The sequence below is a fragment of the Arthrobacter sp. MYb229 genome, from assembly GCF_002975405.1.
Taxonomy (GTDB): Bacteria; Actinomycetota; Actinomycetes; order Actinomycetales; family Micrococcaceae; genus Glutamicibacter.
Genome location: NZ_PCPS01000007.1, coordinates 63,366 through 79,978, shown reverse-complemented (window position 1 = coordinate 79,978; position 16,613 = coordinate 63,366). Strand labels below are relative to the sequence as shown.

Sequence of the window (16,613 nt, the reverse complement as noted above, 5' to 3'; positions counted from 1 at the left end):
CAACACGGAGCCGGGTTCGCCGGCTGTGGCATTTAACCCGCCTTGTCCTCCCCGATCCGGCAAGTCAACACTGCTAAGGTTGACAAAGATTCAGATTTCCCAACGAAAGGTCGCCAAGTTGGAGTTTCGCACCATCCGCATCACCGCCATCGGCGATGAGCTACTTGCAGGACATGGCGACCCGCGTGCGCTGGGCTGGTTCGGCCGCGTGCTGGCTCGGACCCAGGACCCGGCATTGCGCTTGCAGTCCTTCGTGCTCGCCAGCCCCGCCGAAGGTTCCGAGGCCTTGGCCGAACGCTGGATGGGGGAAGCCTCCCGCCGTTTCGGCGATCAGGTAGAAAACCGCCTGGTCATCGCGCTCTCCGATCGCGACGTCGACCTCGGGCTGACCACCGCGCGCAGCCGGCTGAACCTGGCCAACATTCTCGACTCGGCCTCGCAGATGAGCATCAAGGCCTTGCTCGTCGGTCCGGCCCCGGGCTTGGACGACGCGCGCAACGAACGTGTGGCGGAATTAAATCGGGTCTATTCGGATGTGGCCCTGCGCCGCAACCACCACTACATCGACACCTTCACGCCCTTGCGGGCGCATTCGCAGTGGCGCAGCGACCTGACGGCTTCCGGCGGAGTGCCCGGACAGGCCGGCTACGGGCTGATGGCGTGGCTGGTGCTGCACCGCGGCTGGTACTCCTGGCTGGACCTGCCCGAACCCGACGCCAGCTAAGCCGTCGGACCGCGAATCGCGGCCCGGGCCTCTGGTTAGGGAAATCACATCAAGGTGTGAAAGACTACTAGCCGACCCGAGAAATCGGGAAGAGAAATATTGATCGCGCAAAGGAGTCACCATGTCGAAGCGTTCGCGTAAGCGTAAAGATCGCAAGCGTGGCGGTGCCAACCATGGCAAGCGCCCAAACAGCTAAGCGATGCGAGTAAAAAGAACCCCGTAGCATTCGAAGTTTTTCGAAGGATACGGGGTTTTTCTTATGCCCTTTGGCCGCCTGCGCCTCGCACCGGCGGCAAAAGCGTGAAAATCAGTGTCCGGATTCGATCCGAATCTGCGAAATACGCGTGATGATATTCGCCTTCAGCTGCTGCGGGGCATGCTCCTGGCAGCTGCGGCGCACCACCGAACGGATAATGCATTCCAGGTCGTACTGCTCGGTGCATTCCGGGCAGTGGTCCAGGTGTGCCTTGACGTCTTTGAGGTCATTGAGCGTCAACGCACCGTCTAGGTATTCATAGATGCGCACCATGCGGTCATCGGCGCAATCCCCCAATGAGTTACAGTCCATCGCTACTTCTCTGCTTTCTTCGCTGTGGCCTTGGTTTTGCTCTCCGCCGGCTTGATGCCGCGGTCGGCTGCATAATCTGCGAGTAGTTCACGCAACGACTTGCGTCCGCGATGCAACCGAGACATCACCGTGCCGATCGGCACCCCGAGGATTTCGGCCGCTTCCTTGTAGCTGAAGCCCTCGACGTCCACGAAGTAGACAGCCATCCTGAAATCCTCGCCGATGGACTGCAGCGCAGCCTTCACATCCGAGTCCGGCAGGTGGTCCAAGGCCTCGGCCTCCGCGGAGCGCAACCCGGTGGAGGAATGCTCCATCGCGGCGGCCATCTGCCAGTCCTCGACCGTGTCGGTGGAGGTGCGTTGCGGCTCGCGCTGCCGCTTGCGGTACAGGTTGATGTAGGTGTTCGTCAGAATCCGGTACAGCCAGGCCTTCAGATTCGTGCCGGGCTTGTACTGATGGAATGCCGAGTAGGCCTTCGTGAAGGCCTCCTGAACCAAATCTTCGGCGTCCGACGGGTTGCGCGCCATGCGCAGCGCCGCCGAGTACAGCTGGTCGACATAGCCGAGCGCATCGCGTTCGAAGCGCTCGCGACGTTGTTGATCGGTCTCCTTGCTCACATCGGGCAAGTCCGTGTCCACGGTGTTATCAGTCATCACCACAGAGTCTACGCGCTTGGCCCGATGGCTGGACAGGGTGCGGCTCACACCGGGGCAAGCCGTCTGCTGCGTCTGAATGTCTTCAATCGTCGTCACACTTATCTCAACCGCGGTAGCTGTGCGGTTATTCCCGCCACGCTCTCGGCTAGAATTATGCCAAGAGTCCAACGGCTGATTTGAAGGAAGTGCGATTATCTCTGTGAGCACTCATGGAAGCGAGCTGAACTGGTGGGAGGCACCTTTTGCCTCCGGCGCGCTGGATGCGACGGTGAGCGTTCCGGCGTCGAAATCCTTGACCAACCGGTATCTGGTGTTGGCCGCGCTGGCAGATTCACCCTCCACGATCCACAACACGCTGATCAGCCGCGATACGGAACTGATGCTGCGCGCCCTGGAGCAGTTCGGCGTGCGCGTTCAGCGAACCGCGCAGGAGGACGGATCCACCACGGTGGTGCTCACCCCCGGTGTCCCCGCGGGCGCCGAAACCCCGCGCGTGGACTGCGGACTGGCCGGCACCGTGATGCGCTTTGTGCCCGCATTGGCGGCCGTCACCGGGGCGAAGGTCCACTTCGACGGGGACCCCGCCGCCCGGGTGCGCCCGATGGCCCCGGTGCTTGACGCGCTGGCCGCGCTCGGCGTCAAATTCGACTTCGACGCACAGCCCTCCATGCTGCCCTTCACCATGGATGCCTCCGCGGTGGCCGCGCGCGAATCGGTCACCATCGATGCTTCGGCCAGCTCCCAATTCATTTCCGCGATGCTGCTCATCGGGCATGCGCTGCCCGGCGGGCTGCACCTGCGGGCCGCCGCAGGGCAGATCGCCAGTCCCGACCACATCCTGATGACCGTGGCCACGCTGCGCGAACTAGGCGTTGCGGTCGCGGAGGACGCCGACGGGCGCGGCTGGCAGATCGCCCCCGGGGCCATCGCCGGCTTCACCGTCACCGTGGAACCGGACCTGTCCAACGCCGGACCGTTCCTGGCCGCGGCGCTGGCCACCGCAGGCACCGTGCGGGTGCCCTTCTGGCCCGAAAACACCACCCAGGTCGGCGGTAAATGGGTGCAGATCCTTAGCGCCATGGGCGCCGAGGTCGCGCGCTCCGCGGACGGGGTGCTCTCGGTGCGCGGCTCCGGGACCATCCACGGGATCGACTACGCGGACGCCTCCGAGCTGGCCCCCACCCTGGCGGCGCTGTGCGTACTGGCCGATGCGCCGAGTACGCTGCACGGCATCGGGCACCTGCGCGGCCACGAAACCGACCGGCTCGCCGCGCTGGAAACCGAGCTGGCCAAGGTGGGCGCCCGAGTGCGCGCCACCGAGGATGGGCTGCGCATCGAACCCGGTGCGCTACAGGCGGCGGACCTGCACAGCTATGAGGACCACCGGATGGCCACCGCCGGCGCGCTGCTGGGTCTGGCCATCGACGGGGTACGCGTGGAAAACATCGCCACCACCGCCAAGACCATGCCAGATTTCCCGCGGCTGTGGGCGCAGATGGCCGGCACCGCGGCGCCTGGCGCACCGGGTCAGGCTGGCTGATGAGCTACAGCGAATACGACGATTTCACCGTGCGGGTCCGGCCGAATAAGAAGGGCTCCCGCCCGCGCACCAAGGAGCGCCCGACCTACGAGAAGGCGGTCATCGGACGCATCATCACCGTGGACCGCGGGCGCTACACGGCGATTCTGGACGAGGACACGCCCGAGGAGCGGATCGTGGTCGCCGCGCGCGCCCGCGAGCTGCGCCGCCAGGCGGTGGTGCCCGGGGATCTGGTGGCGCTGGTCGGCGACACCAGCGGCAAGCCCGACACCCTGGCACGGCTGGTGCGCATCGAGGAACGCACCACGCTGCTCCGCCGCAGCGCCGATGACACCGACGCGACCGCGCGGGTGGTCGTGGCGAATGTCGACAAGCTGGTGATCGTGGTCGCCGCAGCCAACCCCGAGCCGCGCACCGGCTTCGTGGACCGCGCCCTGGTGGCCGCCTATGACGCCGGGATCCAGCCGGTGCTCTGCGTGACCAAAGCCGATGTGAAGGACCCTGCCGAATTCCTGGGCCACTACGAGGGGCTGGCACTGCCGGTAGTCATCTCGCGCACCACCGGGGATGAAGCCACCGGGGTGGATGCGCGCGGCGCCGACGGATCCAGCGCCCGGCTCGCGGTCGGCGCGCTGCACGAACTTGAAGAGCTGCTCTCCGGCTGCGTCTCGGTGGTGCTCGGCCATTCCGGGGTGGGCAAATCCACGCTGGTCAACGCGCTGACCGGGTCCACCCGTGCCACCGGGCAGGTGAACTCGGTGACCGGCCGCGGCCGGCACACCTCCTCGAATGCGTTGGCGCTGCGCCTGGGCGAGGCCGCCGGCGGCTGGCTGATCGACACCCCCGGCATCCGGTCCTTCGGGCTGGGCCTGGTGGATCCGGACAATATTCTGGGCGCCTTCGAGGAGCTGGCGGATATCGCCACCGGCTGCCCGCGCGGCTGCAACCACCATGCCAACGCCGCCGGCTGCGCGCTGGAAGCCTGGGTGCAGGATCCGGCAACGCCTCCGGCCGCCGCCTCCCGGCTGGCTTCCTACCGCCGACTGATCACCACCGAGGACACCACGCACGAGAAGGAGCTGGGCGCGCTCTAGCGCCACCACACCATGGCCGAATACACCTTGCAGCAAGACCTTGAATTCGCCTTGGCGATGGCCGATAAGGTCGATGCGCTCACCTTGGCCCGCTACGGTTCGAACGACCTGCGGGTGGAAACCAAACCAGATATGACCCCGGTCTCCGACGCCGACCGCGGCGCCGAGGAACTGATCCTCGCAGAGCTCGCCGCGCACCGCCCCGAAGATTCGGTGCTCGGCGAGGAATTCGGGGTGCACGGCACCGGTTCCCGGCGGTGGGTCATCGACCCGATCGACGGGACGAAGAACTTCGTGCGCCGCGTGCCGGTGTGGGCGACGCTGATCGCGCTGCTCATCGACGACGAGCCGGTGCTCGGCGTGGTTTCCGCTCCGGCGCTTTCCCGACGCTGGCATGCGGCCACCGGGTTGGGGGCGTTCGTCACCGAGCCGGGCAGCGAAGGCCAACGACGCTTGGCGGTCTCGGCGGTGGCCGAACTGCCCGACGCCTCGCTGTCCTACGCGTCGCTGAACGGCTGGAAGGAGCGCGGCAAGCTCGATGGCCTGCTCGAACTGCTTGGGACGGCCTGGCGCACCCGCGGCTATGGCGATTTCCTGTCCTACGCGCTGGTCGCCGAGGGCGCGGTGGACGCCGCCTTCGAACCGGAACTGGAGCTCTACGACATGGCCGCGCTGGTCCCCGTCGTACGCGAGGCCGGTGGCCGCTTCACCAGCATCGCCGGCGTGGAGGGCTGCCACGAAGGCAACGCGCTGGCCAGCAACGGGAAGCTGCACGACGCGATCCTGCCCTATCTGAACCGCGGCTAGCCATGCCCGGATATGATCCGCGCAAGCTGACCACCAGCGAGGAAGACTACCTCAAGGCGCTGTACCTGCTCACCGAGTGGGAAGAGACACCGGTCGGCACCGGTGCGCTGGCCGACCAGCTGGGCCTGTCCCCCGCCTCGGCCACCGCGATGGTGCAAAAGCTGGCGGCCAAGAACCTGGTGGACCATATTCCGCGCGGGGCCATCTCGCTTCGCGCCACCGGGCGGCGCGAAGCGCTGCGCATGGTGCGCCGGCACCGCATCCTGGAGACCTTCCTGCGCGATGAGCTCGGCTACGGCTGGGACGAGGTCCACGACGAGGCTGAACAGCTCGAGCATACCGTCACCGACCGATTCATCGACGCGCTGCATGCACGTCTGGGCCACCCGGCGGTAGACCCGCACGGAGACGCAATCCCCTCGGCCGCCGGCGTGCTGGCCGCACGCGATGCGCAACGGCTGGACCGCTTCGACGGACCGCGCGCGGTCATTTGCCGGGTCAGCGACGAGGACCCGGATTTCCTGCGCCGCGCCAAGGACCTGGGGCTCGTCCCCGGAGCGGTTATCGAGATTCCGCACGGCCTGGATTACATCTCGGCATCGCTGATCTGGGTTCGCGAACTGTGATCCGCAGGGAGACCGTCTACCGGCTCTTTGCGGTAGCAATTGGCGGCGCACTCGGAGCCTACGTCCGGGTCGGGGTGGACATGCTCCTGCCAGCCAACGAGTGGGCCGCGTCGACATTGCTGGTCAATGTGCTGGGCAGCACCGCCCTGGCCGGGCTGAGCGCCTACGGCGCCCGCAGGCCATTGAATCCGCTGCTCCAGCTGGCCGCCGGTACCGGTTTCTGTGGCGCATTCACCACCCTGTCCACCGTGCTGCTGCTCTTCACCGCGATGAGCGCCACCGGCTACCTGGGCTATTTGGCCCTGACCGTCGCCCTGTGCCTGGCCGCGGTCTTCACCACCCACCGAGTCATCCTGCGTCTGGTCCCAGCGTCCGAGGGCCGCCCATGATCGGGCTCTTGCTGCTGGCTGGGGCGCTGGGCGCGGTGGGACGATATCTGCTTGACAGAGCGCTTCCTGCCACCCATGGCGATACCCACAGCCTCTGGCGTGGCTGGCCGCTCGGAATCCTCGCCGCCAACATCGTTGGAACCTTCGCGCTGGGCCTTTTCCTTGGCTATGCGCACGCTCACGGACTAGAGCTCGCTCGGGATAACTTCGCCGGCAGCACATCTACCGCGGACCGGCTATGGTTGCTGACGACCGGATTCTGCGGTTCGTTGACGACGGCAAGCACCCTCTTCGTCGGCTTCCACCTGCTCTACGAGGTAAACCGCGCCCGCGCCATCATGTTCCTGTTAGGCACGCTGTCACTGGCCGGAACCGCCGGGCTGCTGGGCTGGTTGCTGAACGTCTAAACCTTGCGTGGCGGGTATGAGCAAGGGCCCGGTCAGCCGACCGAGCCCCTCATTACTTGCAGCGAAAACTTAGCGTGCCGCGCGGCGTCCACGATTTTGGCTGCGCTTGGCATCCTGTGCAGGTTGCGGCGCGACCGGTGCACGCTTCTCGCGGTCATGTGGAACCACATATCCGCCGGTAGCCAGAATCAAGATTGCGCTAATTCCAGTCAAGGAAAGCATCGCGATCGCCCAGATTTGCGATTGATCGGTGAATGAATGATCCACGCTCAGCCAGAGCACGTAGGCACCGACCAGGTAAATCAGATGAATGAGCATCAAGCGTGTGCGCAAGCGGAGCCGGAACTTCGCCTTAGGCGAGAAGAACAGCGCCCAGATGATCAGCAAAGGCACCACGACCACGAGGATCGCTGGAATCGTCGGCCAGGGAATGAAGGCGATGGCGGCCAGCGCGGCGGCGAAAAGCAATCCCACCTCGAGGAGGAACGCGATCACAGCATAGATTGCCGAAATTGCCGGTGATACCCGCTGGGAACCGTTTTTACCCATCGTTTTCGATCTCACTCCGTTTCAGCGATCTGGCCATCGGCTTGGCCGTTCTGTTTAAGTCTAGGTGGTAAACGGCAGCCCCGCGACATGGACTCGCTCGCAAGGCTCCTTGTTACCTATCATATCCACAGCTGGGAGGGCCCGGAACCGGTGGTCCGAAGCCTGCTGGAGACCGGAGTTAGCCGAGTTGCAAACGTTGCGCCATCAATATTCATTGCCGCGGCCACCGCAAGGTTCCGCAAGGTTCCGTAAGCGATTCGTCCTCGACCACCCTGCCTGGATCTGCCCTATCCGCTGGATTATTGCTCGCATTAATTGCCGGCCGAAAGATTTTCCCACGAAACCGCTGGGCAGGTGGCCGTGGTTCTGCATCGTCTGACGATATTTCTCCACCCCGAACGATACAACTCCTGCCGATGCCTGACGGAGGATTCCTGACGAGATTAGCCCCGCACCCCCTGGCAGTTGCGCTGCCCCTTGCCGGCTTTACCGCCGATGAAGTGCCCCGGGATCTCGGATGACGCCCGCCTTTGAGGCGGGAACTGGGGCCAACATCGGTTCCACCGAGCTGCGCTACTATGCCAATGAGCTCACCACGCCGGAGAACCCGCAGCAATCAGCCGACGAGAAAATAAACCAATACCTCAATGGTCTGGTAGCTCGAAGCATCGCAGCCTTCAAAGGCTGGACACCGCAGCACGGAACCACAAGCTGGGAATCGCCGGAGACAAGTTCATTCGTGATCACCGTCGAGGACGCCTACTGGGTGTACCTTCAGACCGCGCATGCCTACGCCGAGGCTGTGATGTCCGGGTGGGATACGCGTCGCCTCAGCTGCGTCATATGACCCCGAGAACGCCGGACAGCAGCAGTAGCGTTGCCATTTTCCGCGAGGATCCCTCGGACCTTGATTGAAAGAAACGATTGGAAGGTAACGAGGTGCCGCGTATCGTGTTGAGCCATGGTCGCGCGGCCAATGGTCAAGCCGATTTGGGCGTCGAGCAAAAAAGAAGCCCCGGGATCACTAGGATCCCGGGGCTAAAATACGTGGAGATGGGGAGAATTGAACTCCCGTCCGATGTGGTGTTGCCAGGTCTTCTCCGGGCGCAGTTTGCTGCGGATTTTCTCTGCCCCAACCATCACGCAAACATGTGGTTGATCCAGGCACAGTTACCAAAATATGTACCCAACAGCGGTAACGGCCGCTGGATACAGGGGCTATCTAAATGACGTAAGGTACAGGGGCGATAGCATCCCCTGGCTTACGGACTGTCTGGCTGCTTAGGCAGCGAGAGCGAAGTCAGTGCGCTTTGAGTCGGCACTTATTGTTTTGCAAAGAGCGTTTACGAGATAACTTTGCATCCTCGGCCCGCTTCATCTGTCGCGACTCACACCGTCGAAACCGATCATCCCCGTATTTTGTTGTCAGTCCCGGTTTCCCGGGTACAACCACACCAAAGGTGCGTTAAACAATCATAGCGCAATCTTGGAGGGTATCCCAACGAGTTTCGCCTCACGCTTATGCGTGTCCGCGATTACGCTCTCGCATTGCACGCAGTGCTTCGCGGTTATCTTGCTGTTCACGCAGCGTCTGTCGCTTATCGTATTCGCGCTTACCGCGAGCCACGCCGATTTCGATCTTCGCGCGCCCGTCTTTGAAGTACAACTTCAGCGGGACGATGGTCAGGCCTGACTCAGAGATTTTTCGTTCGATCTTAAGCAGTTCTGCACGATGCAGCAAGAGCTTGCGGCGGCGGCGTGCGGCATGATTAGTCCACGAACCGTTCAGGTACTCAGGAATGTAGCAATTCTCAATGTAGAGCTCATTGCGGTAGAACTGGCCGAATCCGTCCACCAGCGAAGCTTTACCTTCGCGCAGCGACTTGACCTCGGTCCCTGTCAGCACCATGCCCGCTTCGAAGGTATCTAGAATCTCAAAATCGTGGCGCGCTTTGCGGTTGCTCGCGATGATGCGATCTTCTTGGTTCTTCTTAGCCATGACACTCCTTGCATGTCGCGGGCGGATTCCCGCGCACAAATAACAAGTCTAACGCTAGAGAAGTCCCAATGGGTTCACGTGCGAACCGTTGATGATCGTTTCGAAGTGCAGGTGGCAACCGGTCGAGTTGCCGGTGGTGCCCACGTACCCGACGACCTGGCCCTGGTTGACGTGCTGGCCGTTGCTCACAGCGATACGTGAAAGGTGGTGGTAGTTCGTTGCCAAAGCCTTGCCCTTGACGACACCGTGCGAAACAGTCACCTTGTTGCCCGAGGAACCACCCCATCCGGCGAACCACACTTCACCACTGGTAGCTGCGACAACCGGCGAACCACACTGGCCACCGAAGCCCCAGTCAACGCCTGCGTGAACATAGCCGCCGCGACCGGTGTAGTCGATGGTTCCCGCCGGGGTCGGACGCCAGCCGAAGCTGGAAGTAATACGCGAGCTGCTCGTTGGCTTGATCAAGCCCCAGCTACTTGGTTCCGCGCGGGATTCGGTTTTCGGTTTTGCCTTGGGAGCGACGTATTGCTTCTTCTTGTACGTCTGCTGCTTCCGCTTCGCTTCGGCGGCTTGGCGCTCCTGCTCGGCCTCGTAGGCTGCCTTCTCTTTGGCGATGCGCTGACGCTCCGCCTCGGCTTCCTTGCGAGCTTTCTCCTCCGCCTTGCGCTTGCGCTCGGCTTCTTCGCGGATCAAGCGCTCTTGGCGTTCTTTGATCTGCTGGTTAACCGTGGCGTATTCCTGCTCTTGCGACTTCAGCTTCGCCTGAATCTGCGGCTTCTTAGATTCCAGCTCGGCACTGAGTGATTCGGTGCTGGCCACGAGGGCGTTCAGTTCATCTTTGGCCGATTGCGCTGCATCGCGAGCGCCCTGTTCCTGCGCGAGAGCTTCTTCGGCTTGCCCCTTGAGCGAAGAAATTTCTTCCTCTACGGCGGCCAGGCGAAGTTTGTTGCTTTCGTCCGTTGCCTTCTCTTGCGCCAGATCGTTATATACGGCGTTCTGAGAATCCATAGCCCTATTGGCCATGTCGAGACCTTCGGCCATGGCAGTGGCTGAGTCCATGTTCAGGATCATGTCTAGACCACTAGAAACTCCACCGCGCTTGTATGCCTCGGAGGCGATCTGCGCCATGGTGTTTTCAGCTTCAGCAATCTTGGCTGCGTTTTCTTCGATCGCCTTGGCAACCTTGTCACGCGTGGCCTGGGCGCTGATCAACCGATTCGTCAGGTCAGCGACGGTGGCTTGGGCATTCGCTACACGGCTTTGCGCGTCAGCCAAGGCCGCTTCTGCCACCGGAACTTGTGCTTGTTGCTCTCGCAGCTTGCGATCCGTCTCAACGATATCCGCGTCTAGGACTTCCATATCCTGTTCGAGGTTGTCGATGTTCTGTTCGACCTTTTCCTTACGGTCATCCAATTCGTCGGCGAGTACGATCCCCGCCGGCAAAGTAAGTGACAAAGCAAGGGCTCCACCGATGGTGGCGCGTAGGAACTTACGTCGCACCGCGTTGGACAGCATACTGCTCCTTAGAGGTTTTTGTGCATCAAGTTCTGAAGTTCGACCAAAGATAACGAACAACTAAACCTTCAGGTAACGCTTCAACGTTACCACTGAAGAAATTGTGGCCAAAACGATACCAATAATCAAGAGCCCTGGAGCAACGAGTAGAACTTCATTCGTCGAAATGAAGGCAACTCCAACGTTTTCGTTGGCGAGTTTATCTTGAACAAGGAACTTCACAAGCAGCCACAGGGTGCCCGAAGCAAGTAAACCACCGATAACGGAGGCAATCACGCCTTCGATAATAAACGGAAGTTGAATGGTCGTTTTCGAAGCACCGACTAAACGCATAATCGTGGTTTCCAGACGCCGGTGCATCGCAGAAAGTTGAATGGTCGTGCCGGTCAACAGCACCGCGCAGGCAATCATCACGATCGCCACCACCGCCGCGGCGGCCGATGCTACTCGTACGAGCTGGAAAACCTTTTCCAAAAGTTCGCGTTGGTCCACCACCGAGTCCACGCCCGCTACTGTGGAGAACGCCTCGTTGATCACCGGATATTTCTCCGGGTCAACTAGCCCAACACGGAACGATTCCGGAAGCTGATCTTCGGTGACCTGATCGACAAGTGAGGAGTTCTTGTACTGCTCCTTGAAGTTCTTCAGCGCATCAGACTTCGACTCATACGCGAATTCCTTGATGTACGGAGCCATCTCGTCAGATTCCAGCAGGTGCTGGATACTCGTGCGCTGCTCATCGGTGACCCCCTCGCCGGCGCAATTCGGCGCGGCGGTGTTGTCGTCGCACAAGAAGACCGCAACTTCCATGCGGTCATACCAGTAACCCTTCATCTGGTTGATCTGCAGCTGCAGCAACGCCGAAGCGCCCACGAAGGTCAGGGATACGAAAGTCACCAAAACAACAGAGACGACCATGATGACATTTTGCCGAAGGCCCTTAGCAGCCTCGCGGAGGATGAATCCTAGTCTCACTGGTCCTCGTCCTTCTCTACGTTCGTTGCGAGCTCGCCAGATGCTTCCTTAGCGGCCTCACCGGTGAGCAGCTCGCGAGAACCATCTTGATTAATTACGGTGGTCATCGCCGTGTACTGACCATCAGCTTCGTCGCGGACGACGTTGCCCTTACTCAGTTCAATGACGCGATGACGGAATTCGCTGACCAGTTCATGTGCGTGCGTGGCCATCAGCACGGTGGTGCCATTCTGGTTAATCCGATCAAGCACGTTCATGACCTCGACGCTGTTTTTGCGGTCGAGGTTACCAGTCGGCTCATCGGCAAGCAGGATCGATGGCTTGTTCACGATGGCGCGGGCAATACCCACGCGCTGCTGCTCGCCACCTGAAAGTTCGGTTGGTTTACGGCGGGCCTTATCTTCTAGTCCGACCATTCTCAGCGCGTCCGGAACACGTTCACGAATTTGCGCGCGTGAGGCACCGATAACTTCCATCGCAAACGCGACGTTATCGAACACGGTCCGTTCGCGAAGCAGTCTGAAGTCCTGGAACACGAATCCGATGTCGCGGCGCAATTTGGGCACGCGTCGGCTCGGGATACGGTTCAGGTTTTGACCTGCAACGTATACCGCTCCGTCCGTGGCTCGTTTTTCGCGCAGTATCAAGCTCAGAAAAGTAGACTTTCCCGAGCCGGATTCTCCAACTAAGAAGGCGAATTCGCCACGGTTAACCTCGATGTTTACGTCATTCAAAGCAGCATTCTTCTGCTTCGGCTCGTAAACCATCGAGACATTTTCGAATTTAATCATGTCTTCAATCGCTAGTTGCCGTCGGGGCGCGACCCACGGAAACTCAGGTCGAGATCGAACGTTTTTGATGCGCCAGTCTTCCAAACCTTATCGGTGCAACGTGAACATCGCGTGCGGCTGGGACGGTGTGTTGTCACATTCATGCTGTTTCCACAGGCTTGGCGCAAACCGTGAAGCACAGTGACCTGACTACTTTTTCGTCAAACAAGTGGCCCCGGTGACCTTCCGCACATCAGCGGTACTTCCGGATAACTCAAGGGCCCGACCTATCCAACAAGGGATCTTGATCTGGCCGCCGTTAAATATCTCGGGGGTAAGCGTCGGCACATGACCGGCACTTACCCCCGAATTTAGAATGCTAGATCAGCGGGTGGCCATTGCGCTTTGCTGCGCGGGCCTCGATGATGAAGGCCCTGCCAATAAAGATCGCCACTCCGGCAACGACCACGGGCCAGGCCAATACGTAAATGGTGAGTGCCAGCATGTTTATCCCTTCCCCTTCGGAGTATTCGTACCTTCGGTTTTATCCGCACCACTTGTGGCGGTGCTGATTAGTTCTTCGACCGGGTCGAAGTCGCCAGCGCGCTCGGCGATGACCGCGAAGTCAAAGTCTTCCTTGGAACGGAACGACATGAAGTAACAAATCAAGGTACTCACCGAGTAAGCGACGAGCGAGGCGGTCAAGGTCGTGTAGTCACGCAAGAAGCCGAAGCAGAATGGTGCTGCGACGAGCGAGGCGATGGTGCCGACGATCAATGCAGGACGCAGCCCAAAGAAGCCGAAACTCATCAGACCAAGCACAATGCCGATACCAAGAATCGCCAGGAGCTCAATGACTATGGCGGTGAATCCGACCATTGGAATCAAGTCGAAACGCACCGGAATGAAAACAGCCAAGGCGGCCAATACCGCTGCGGTGAAGGCCTTGTTTGTGACCTTTTTCCAGTAGAAGCTGGCAAGCACTGGGAACACCAAAGCTCCCCAGAGTGCACCGACGAAGACCAAAAGGTCAAGGATGTTCAATTGCAAACTAGCGAGGCAGACCGCCAAGACCGTTGCCACGATCATCGTGATACGTCCAACCAACAACATGGTCTTCGGATTGGCTTTCTTCTTGCCTGCAACGTTCTGACCGTAAACATCGGCCATCATGATCGATGACAAAGCAGCTAGGTCCGAGTCAGCGGTGGATGAAAGCGCACCGATGATCATCACGAAGAACAGAGCCAACAAGATACCAGGCAGGTAGCTCATGGCCATTTCCGGAATGATGTTGTTGACGTTGCCATCGGTTGGTTCGAAGCCTAGGTACAGGGCTAGTACGCCGATCATGCCGACACCGATAACCATGGCGCCGTAGCCGATGGTGGCGGTGATGAAGGTCGGCTTGATCAAATCCTCGCGAACAGCGAACAGACGCTGTGCGATGGTTTGGTTACCGATTGCGTAAGCCAACACCGCTGCGATATACGGGGCACCCTGGTTCAGGAATGCTTCGGAAGAGAAGAAGTTCGACTGTTGGGCGCTCAGGTTGCCGGCACCGGTCTCGAACGCCGCGGGGAATCCGGCAGCGAAGAAAATGAACGGGACGATGATTGCCACGGCGCCAAGCATCGCCATAACTTGCATGAAGTCGGTGAGAACCGAGGCGCGGAATCCGGACCACAGCGTGTAGAGCAGTACGCCACCGGCTACCGCGAGTACGCCTTGAATGAAGTTGAAGGGAGAGAGCATGGAGATGAGCACGCCACCGGCGATGAAGTTGGACATCAATGAAATGACCGAACCGACGATGTTCGAACCGGCTAGCATCAGCTGGCTAGAGCGACCGTGGCGGGCGTGCATAACTTCGGCCAGGGTATGAGCCTTCGGTGCGACTTTACGGATCCGCTTACCGAACGGGTAGATGAACAGAATCATCAGGGCGCCCCAGAGACCGTAGTGAATAGGACCACTGATGCCGTAGGTGTAGCCCGAGGCGGCGGAGGCATACATTGAGGATGCCCAGATCCATGTCGCGGTCATACTGGCCGCGGAGATTCCGAATCCGATTTTATTGCCTGCGGTCATGTAACCGTCGGCGTTTTCATTTTTCTGGCCAATCTTCGTGGAAACAAAAAAAGTTCCCCCATAGAATAAGACCAGTAAAAGTACGATGATCAAGGCGCTGAAACCGACCGTTTCCGGGTTGTTCACACGCCACCTCCTTCAAACGACGTAGTTGAGAATTGGCATCTTCCGAGGCAAGCCTCGGAACCTTTGATGCGTGGTTCGCACGTCTCATCCCGCGAAATGATTCGCGAGGATTCGCTTAGCCGACGTACATAAGCCCTCTATCCATCAATCACTTCCTTCACTCATCGTTACGTATCGTTTTCAGTTACTTCGCATCCTCGTACTGGCACGCAAAGAGCTGTCCCGATTCCGGGACAGCACGGTCGCATTAATGCGATTTCTTTCCTTAAAAACCGAAATGCCACACACAATTGCGCGCAAACATCCGTTCAAATCCATAGATTCTCGGTTGTTCATTCGTTGCCGTGGTCTCGCAAAATGATGCACCTAATTTTCGCGTCTATCTGCCATTATCGATGGCGCTTCCGACGGCTTCAAAGAGGCCAAGGTGCCTACATCGAGCGGGTTCTGAGCTACTAGAATCGCGAAAACCGCAGGGTGCAATGCCCGCAGCAACCATTTCATCCTAGCATGTACTTGATTTTCAGGTAGCTGAATTCCTAGGATATCGCCTCGAAATCGGCGATAAACTTGAACTTTTTAGTTCTAAAAATTAGAGAAATTTGGAAACAAAAAAGCCTGAAACTATTTCAGTTCCAGGCCTTTGAGTTAGTTCGCGGGGCGTCGGTTTCCCGCTCGCCAACGGATTCCAGCATCAATGAAATCATCGATTTCACCGTCGAGTACCGCCTGAGTGTTGCCGACCTCGTGTTCGGTACGCAGATCCTTAACCATCTGATAAGGGTTGAGCACGTAGGAGCGCATCTGATCACCCCACGATGCTTTAACGTCTCCAGCCAGCTCCTTCTTCTGCGCACTTTCCTGTTGCTTCTTAATCAGCAACAGACGCGACTGCATGACGCGCAAGGCGGCGGCGCGGTTCTGGATCTGTGATTTCTCGTTCTGCATCGACACCACGGTGCCAGTGGGAATGTGCGTCATGCGGACCGCCGAGTCGGTGGTGTTCACGCTTTGTCCACCTGGTCCCGAGGAGCGGAAGACGTCCACTCGAAGCTCGGATTCGGGTATTTCGATGGTGTCGGTCTGTTCGATCAGGGGCACAACTTCCACCGCAGCGAAGGAGGTTTGACGGCGCCCTTGATTGTCGAAAGGTGAGATCCGTACCAGGCGGTGGGTTCCGGCTTCGACGGAAAGAGTTCCGAAGACGTATGGAACGTCGATTTCGAAGGTAGCGGATTTCAACCCTGCTTCTTCCGCATAGGAGGTATCCATTACGGTGGCCTTGTAACCGTGCTTTTCCGCCCAGCGCAGGTACATGCGCAACAGCATTTCGGCGAAGTCTGCGGCATCGACGCCGCCGGCTCCGGCACGGATCGTCACCACCGCACCGCGCGAATCGAACTCGCCATTGAGCAATGTGACGATTTCCAGCTCATCCAGCGCCTTGTGGATCGAGATGAGTTCCTTGTCGGCTTCGACCAGGGTTTCGTCGTCGTCTTCCATTTCGGCAAGTTCCACGAGAACTTCAAGATCGTCAATTCGCGTGCGCAACTTATTCAGGCGTTCAAGTTCTGTCTGGCGATGGGACAGCTTGCTGGTGACAACTTGCGCGCTGGCTGGATCATCCCATAGGTCAGGGACACCGGCCTCTTCCGAAAGCATGGCGATATCGGCCTTGATTTGAGCAACGTCGCTTACGTCCTCAATCGCAGAGAAAGTGGATCGAAGCGAACGAATTTCAGCGGAGAAGTCAGTTTTTGCCATAGTTATCTAA

Annotated in this window: 19 protein-coding genes and 1 other RNA gene; 9 read left to right on the top strand and 11 right to left on the bottom strand. The window is 59.8% G+C overall.

From position 1 onward, the window contains the following. Positions 1-118 precede the first annotated feature (118 nt). Together CQ019_RS15930 and CQ019_RS18950 are read left to right on the top strand one after the other, a co-directional pair. Positions 119-724 carry a GDSL-type esterase/lipase family protein gene (locus CQ019_RS15930; protein ID WP_105554291.1) on the top strand — a complete coding sequence of 202 codons (606 nt, stop codon included), beginning with the start codon at positions 119-121 and terminating at the stop codon, positions 722-724. A gap of 121 nt (positions 725-845) precedes the next feature. Next, a complete protein-coding gene (locus CQ019_RS18950; RefSeq protein ID WP_374954809.1) occupies positions 846-920 on the top strand; it encodes a 50S ribosomal protein bL37 in 75 nt (24 codons plus the stop codon). 111 nt (positions 921-1,031) lie between these two features. Here CQ019_RS18950 and rsrA read toward each other — a convergent pair whose 3' ends face one another. Together rsrA and CQ019_RS15920 are read right to left on the bottom strand one after the other, a co-directional pair. Further along, on the bottom strand, positions 1,032-1,292 hold the full coding sequence (rsrA, locus tag CQ019_RS15925; protein WP_096283949.1) for a mycothiol system anti-sigma-R factor: 261 nt from the start codon (positions 1,290-1,292) through the stop codon (positions 1,032-1,034). A gap of 2 nt (positions 1,293-1,294) precedes the next feature. Further along, complete coding sequence (locus tag CQ019_RS15920) at positions 1,295-1,945, bottom strand: sigma-70 family RNA polymerase sigma factor (protein WP_096284260.1); 651 nt, start codon at positions 1,943-1,945, stop codon at positions 1,295-1,297. A 202-nt stretch (positions 1,946-2,147) separates the two neighbouring features. On the opposite strand from CQ019_RS15920, the gene aroA reads away from it, so the two are divergent. The 6 genes from aroA to CQ019_RS15890 are packed head-to-tail and all read left to right on the top strand — an operon-like array spanning position 2,148 to position 6,811. Continuing rightward, positions 2,148-3,488, top strand: a complete 1,341-nt coding sequence (gene aroA / locus CQ019_RS15915; protein WP_258134045.1) for a 3-phosphoshikimate 1-carboxyvinyltransferase — start codon at positions 2,148-2,150, stop codon at positions 3,486-3,488. Beyond that, positions 3,488-4,582, top strand: coding sequence for a ribosome small subunit-dependent GTPase A (locus tag CQ019_RS15910; protein ID WP_105570133.1), 1,095 nt, complete (start codon positions 3,488-3,490; stop codon positions 4,580-4,582). Before aroA ends, CQ019_RS15910 begins: the two co-directional genes overlap by 1 nt. Before the next feature lie 12 nt (positions 4,583-4,594). After that, entirely contained in the window at positions 4,595-5,389 is a 795-nt protein-coding gene (locus tag CQ019_RS15905) for an inositol monophosphatase family protein (protein ID WP_105554294.1), read from the top strand. A gap of 2 nt (positions 5,390-5,391) precedes the next feature. After that, a complete protein-coding gene (locus CQ019_RS15900) occupies positions 5,392-6,015 on the top strand; it encodes a metal-dependent transcriptional regulator (RefSeq protein WP_105554295.1) in 624 nt (207 codons plus the stop codon). Then, a complete protein-coding gene (locus tag CQ019_RS15895; protein ID WP_181148554.1) occupies positions 6,012-6,404 on the top strand; it encodes a CrcB family protein in 393 nt (130 codons plus the stop codon). Before CQ019_RS15900 ends, CQ019_RS15895 begins: the two co-directional genes overlap by 4 nt. Continuing rightward, positions 6,401-6,811: a CrcB family protein gene (locus CQ019_RS15890; RefSeq protein ID WP_105554296.1), complete on the top strand. Its 411-nt coding sequence runs from the start codon at positions 6,401-6,403 to the stop codon at positions 6,809-6,811. The genes CQ019_RS15895 and CQ019_RS15890 overlap by 4 nt, the downstream gene beginning before the upstream one ends. 69 nt (positions 6,812-6,880) lie before the next feature. Here the strand turns inward: CQ019_RS15890 and CQ019_RS15885 are convergent, their stop codons facing one another. After that, on the bottom strand, positions 6,881-7,360 hold the full coding sequence (locus tag CQ019_RS15885) for a DUF2568 domain-containing protein (RefSeq protein WP_105554297.1): 480 nt from the start codon (positions 7,358-7,360) through the stop codon (positions 6,881-6,883). A gap of 517 nt (positions 7,361-7,877) precedes the next feature. On the opposite strand from CQ019_RS15885, the gene CQ019_RS15880 reads away from it, so the two are divergent. Continuing rightward, a complete protein-coding gene (locus CQ019_RS15880) occupies positions 7,878-8,207 on the top strand; it encodes a hypothetical protein (RefSeq protein WP_105570106.1) in 330 nt (109 codons plus the stop codon). 198 nt (positions 8,208-8,405) lie between these two features. Here CQ019_RS15880 and ssrA read toward each other — a convergent pair. From ssrA to prfB, 8 genes are all read right to left on the bottom strand, one after another. Next, positions 8,406-8,774: a transfer-messenger RNA gene (ssrA, locus tag CQ019_RS15875) on the bottom strand. Between the two features lie 105 nt (positions 8,775-8,879). Then, complete coding sequence (gene smpB / locus CQ019_RS15870; protein WP_105554299.1) at positions 8,880-9,359, bottom strand: SsrA-binding protein SmpB; 480 nt, start codon at positions 9,357-9,359, stop codon at positions 8,880-8,882. A gap of 54 nt (positions 9,360-9,413) precedes the next feature. Further along, positions 9,414-10,877 (bottom strand): M23 family metallopeptidase, encoded by a 1,464-nt coding sequence (locus CQ019_RS15865; RefSeq protein ID WP_105554300.1) that lies wholly within the window; start codon positions 10,875-10,877, stop codon positions 9,414-9,416. 60 nt (positions 10,878-10,937) lie between these two features. Then, positions 10,938-11,852, bottom strand: a complete 915-nt coding sequence (ftsX, locus tag CQ019_RS15860) for a permease-like cell division protein FtsX (RefSeq protein WP_105554301.1) — start codon at positions 11,850-11,852, stop codon at positions 10,938-10,940. Continuing rightward, complete coding sequence (gene ftsE / locus CQ019_RS15855; RefSeq protein ID WP_105554302.1) at positions 11,849-12,643, bottom strand: cell division ATP-binding protein FtsE; 795 nt, start codon at positions 12,641-12,643, stop codon at positions 11,849-11,851. The genes ftsX and ftsE overlap by 4 nt, the downstream gene beginning before the upstream one ends. Positions 12,644-13,001: 358 nt before the next feature. Further along, positions 13,002-13,127, bottom strand: a complete 126-nt coding sequence (locus CQ019_RS18660; RefSeq protein ID WP_219843951.1) for a putative transporter small subunit — start codon at positions 13,125-13,127, stop codon at positions 13,002-13,004. A gap of 2 nt (positions 13,128-13,129) precedes the next feature. After that, the gene (locus tag CQ019_RS15850) at positions 13,130-14,839 is read right to left on the bottom strand and encodes a sodium:solute symporter family protein (protein WP_105554303.1); all 1,710 of its coding nucleotides are present in this window, start codon (positions 14,837-14,839) and stop codon (positions 13,130-13,132) included. Positions 14,840-15,487: 648 nt separating this feature from the next. After that, complete coding sequence (gene prfB / locus CQ019_RS15845) at positions 15,488-16,603, bottom strand: peptide chain release factor 2 (protein ID WP_105554304.1); 1,116 nt, start codon at positions 16,601-16,603, stop codon at positions 15,488-15,490. Positions 16,604-16,613 lie beyond the last annotated feature (10 nt).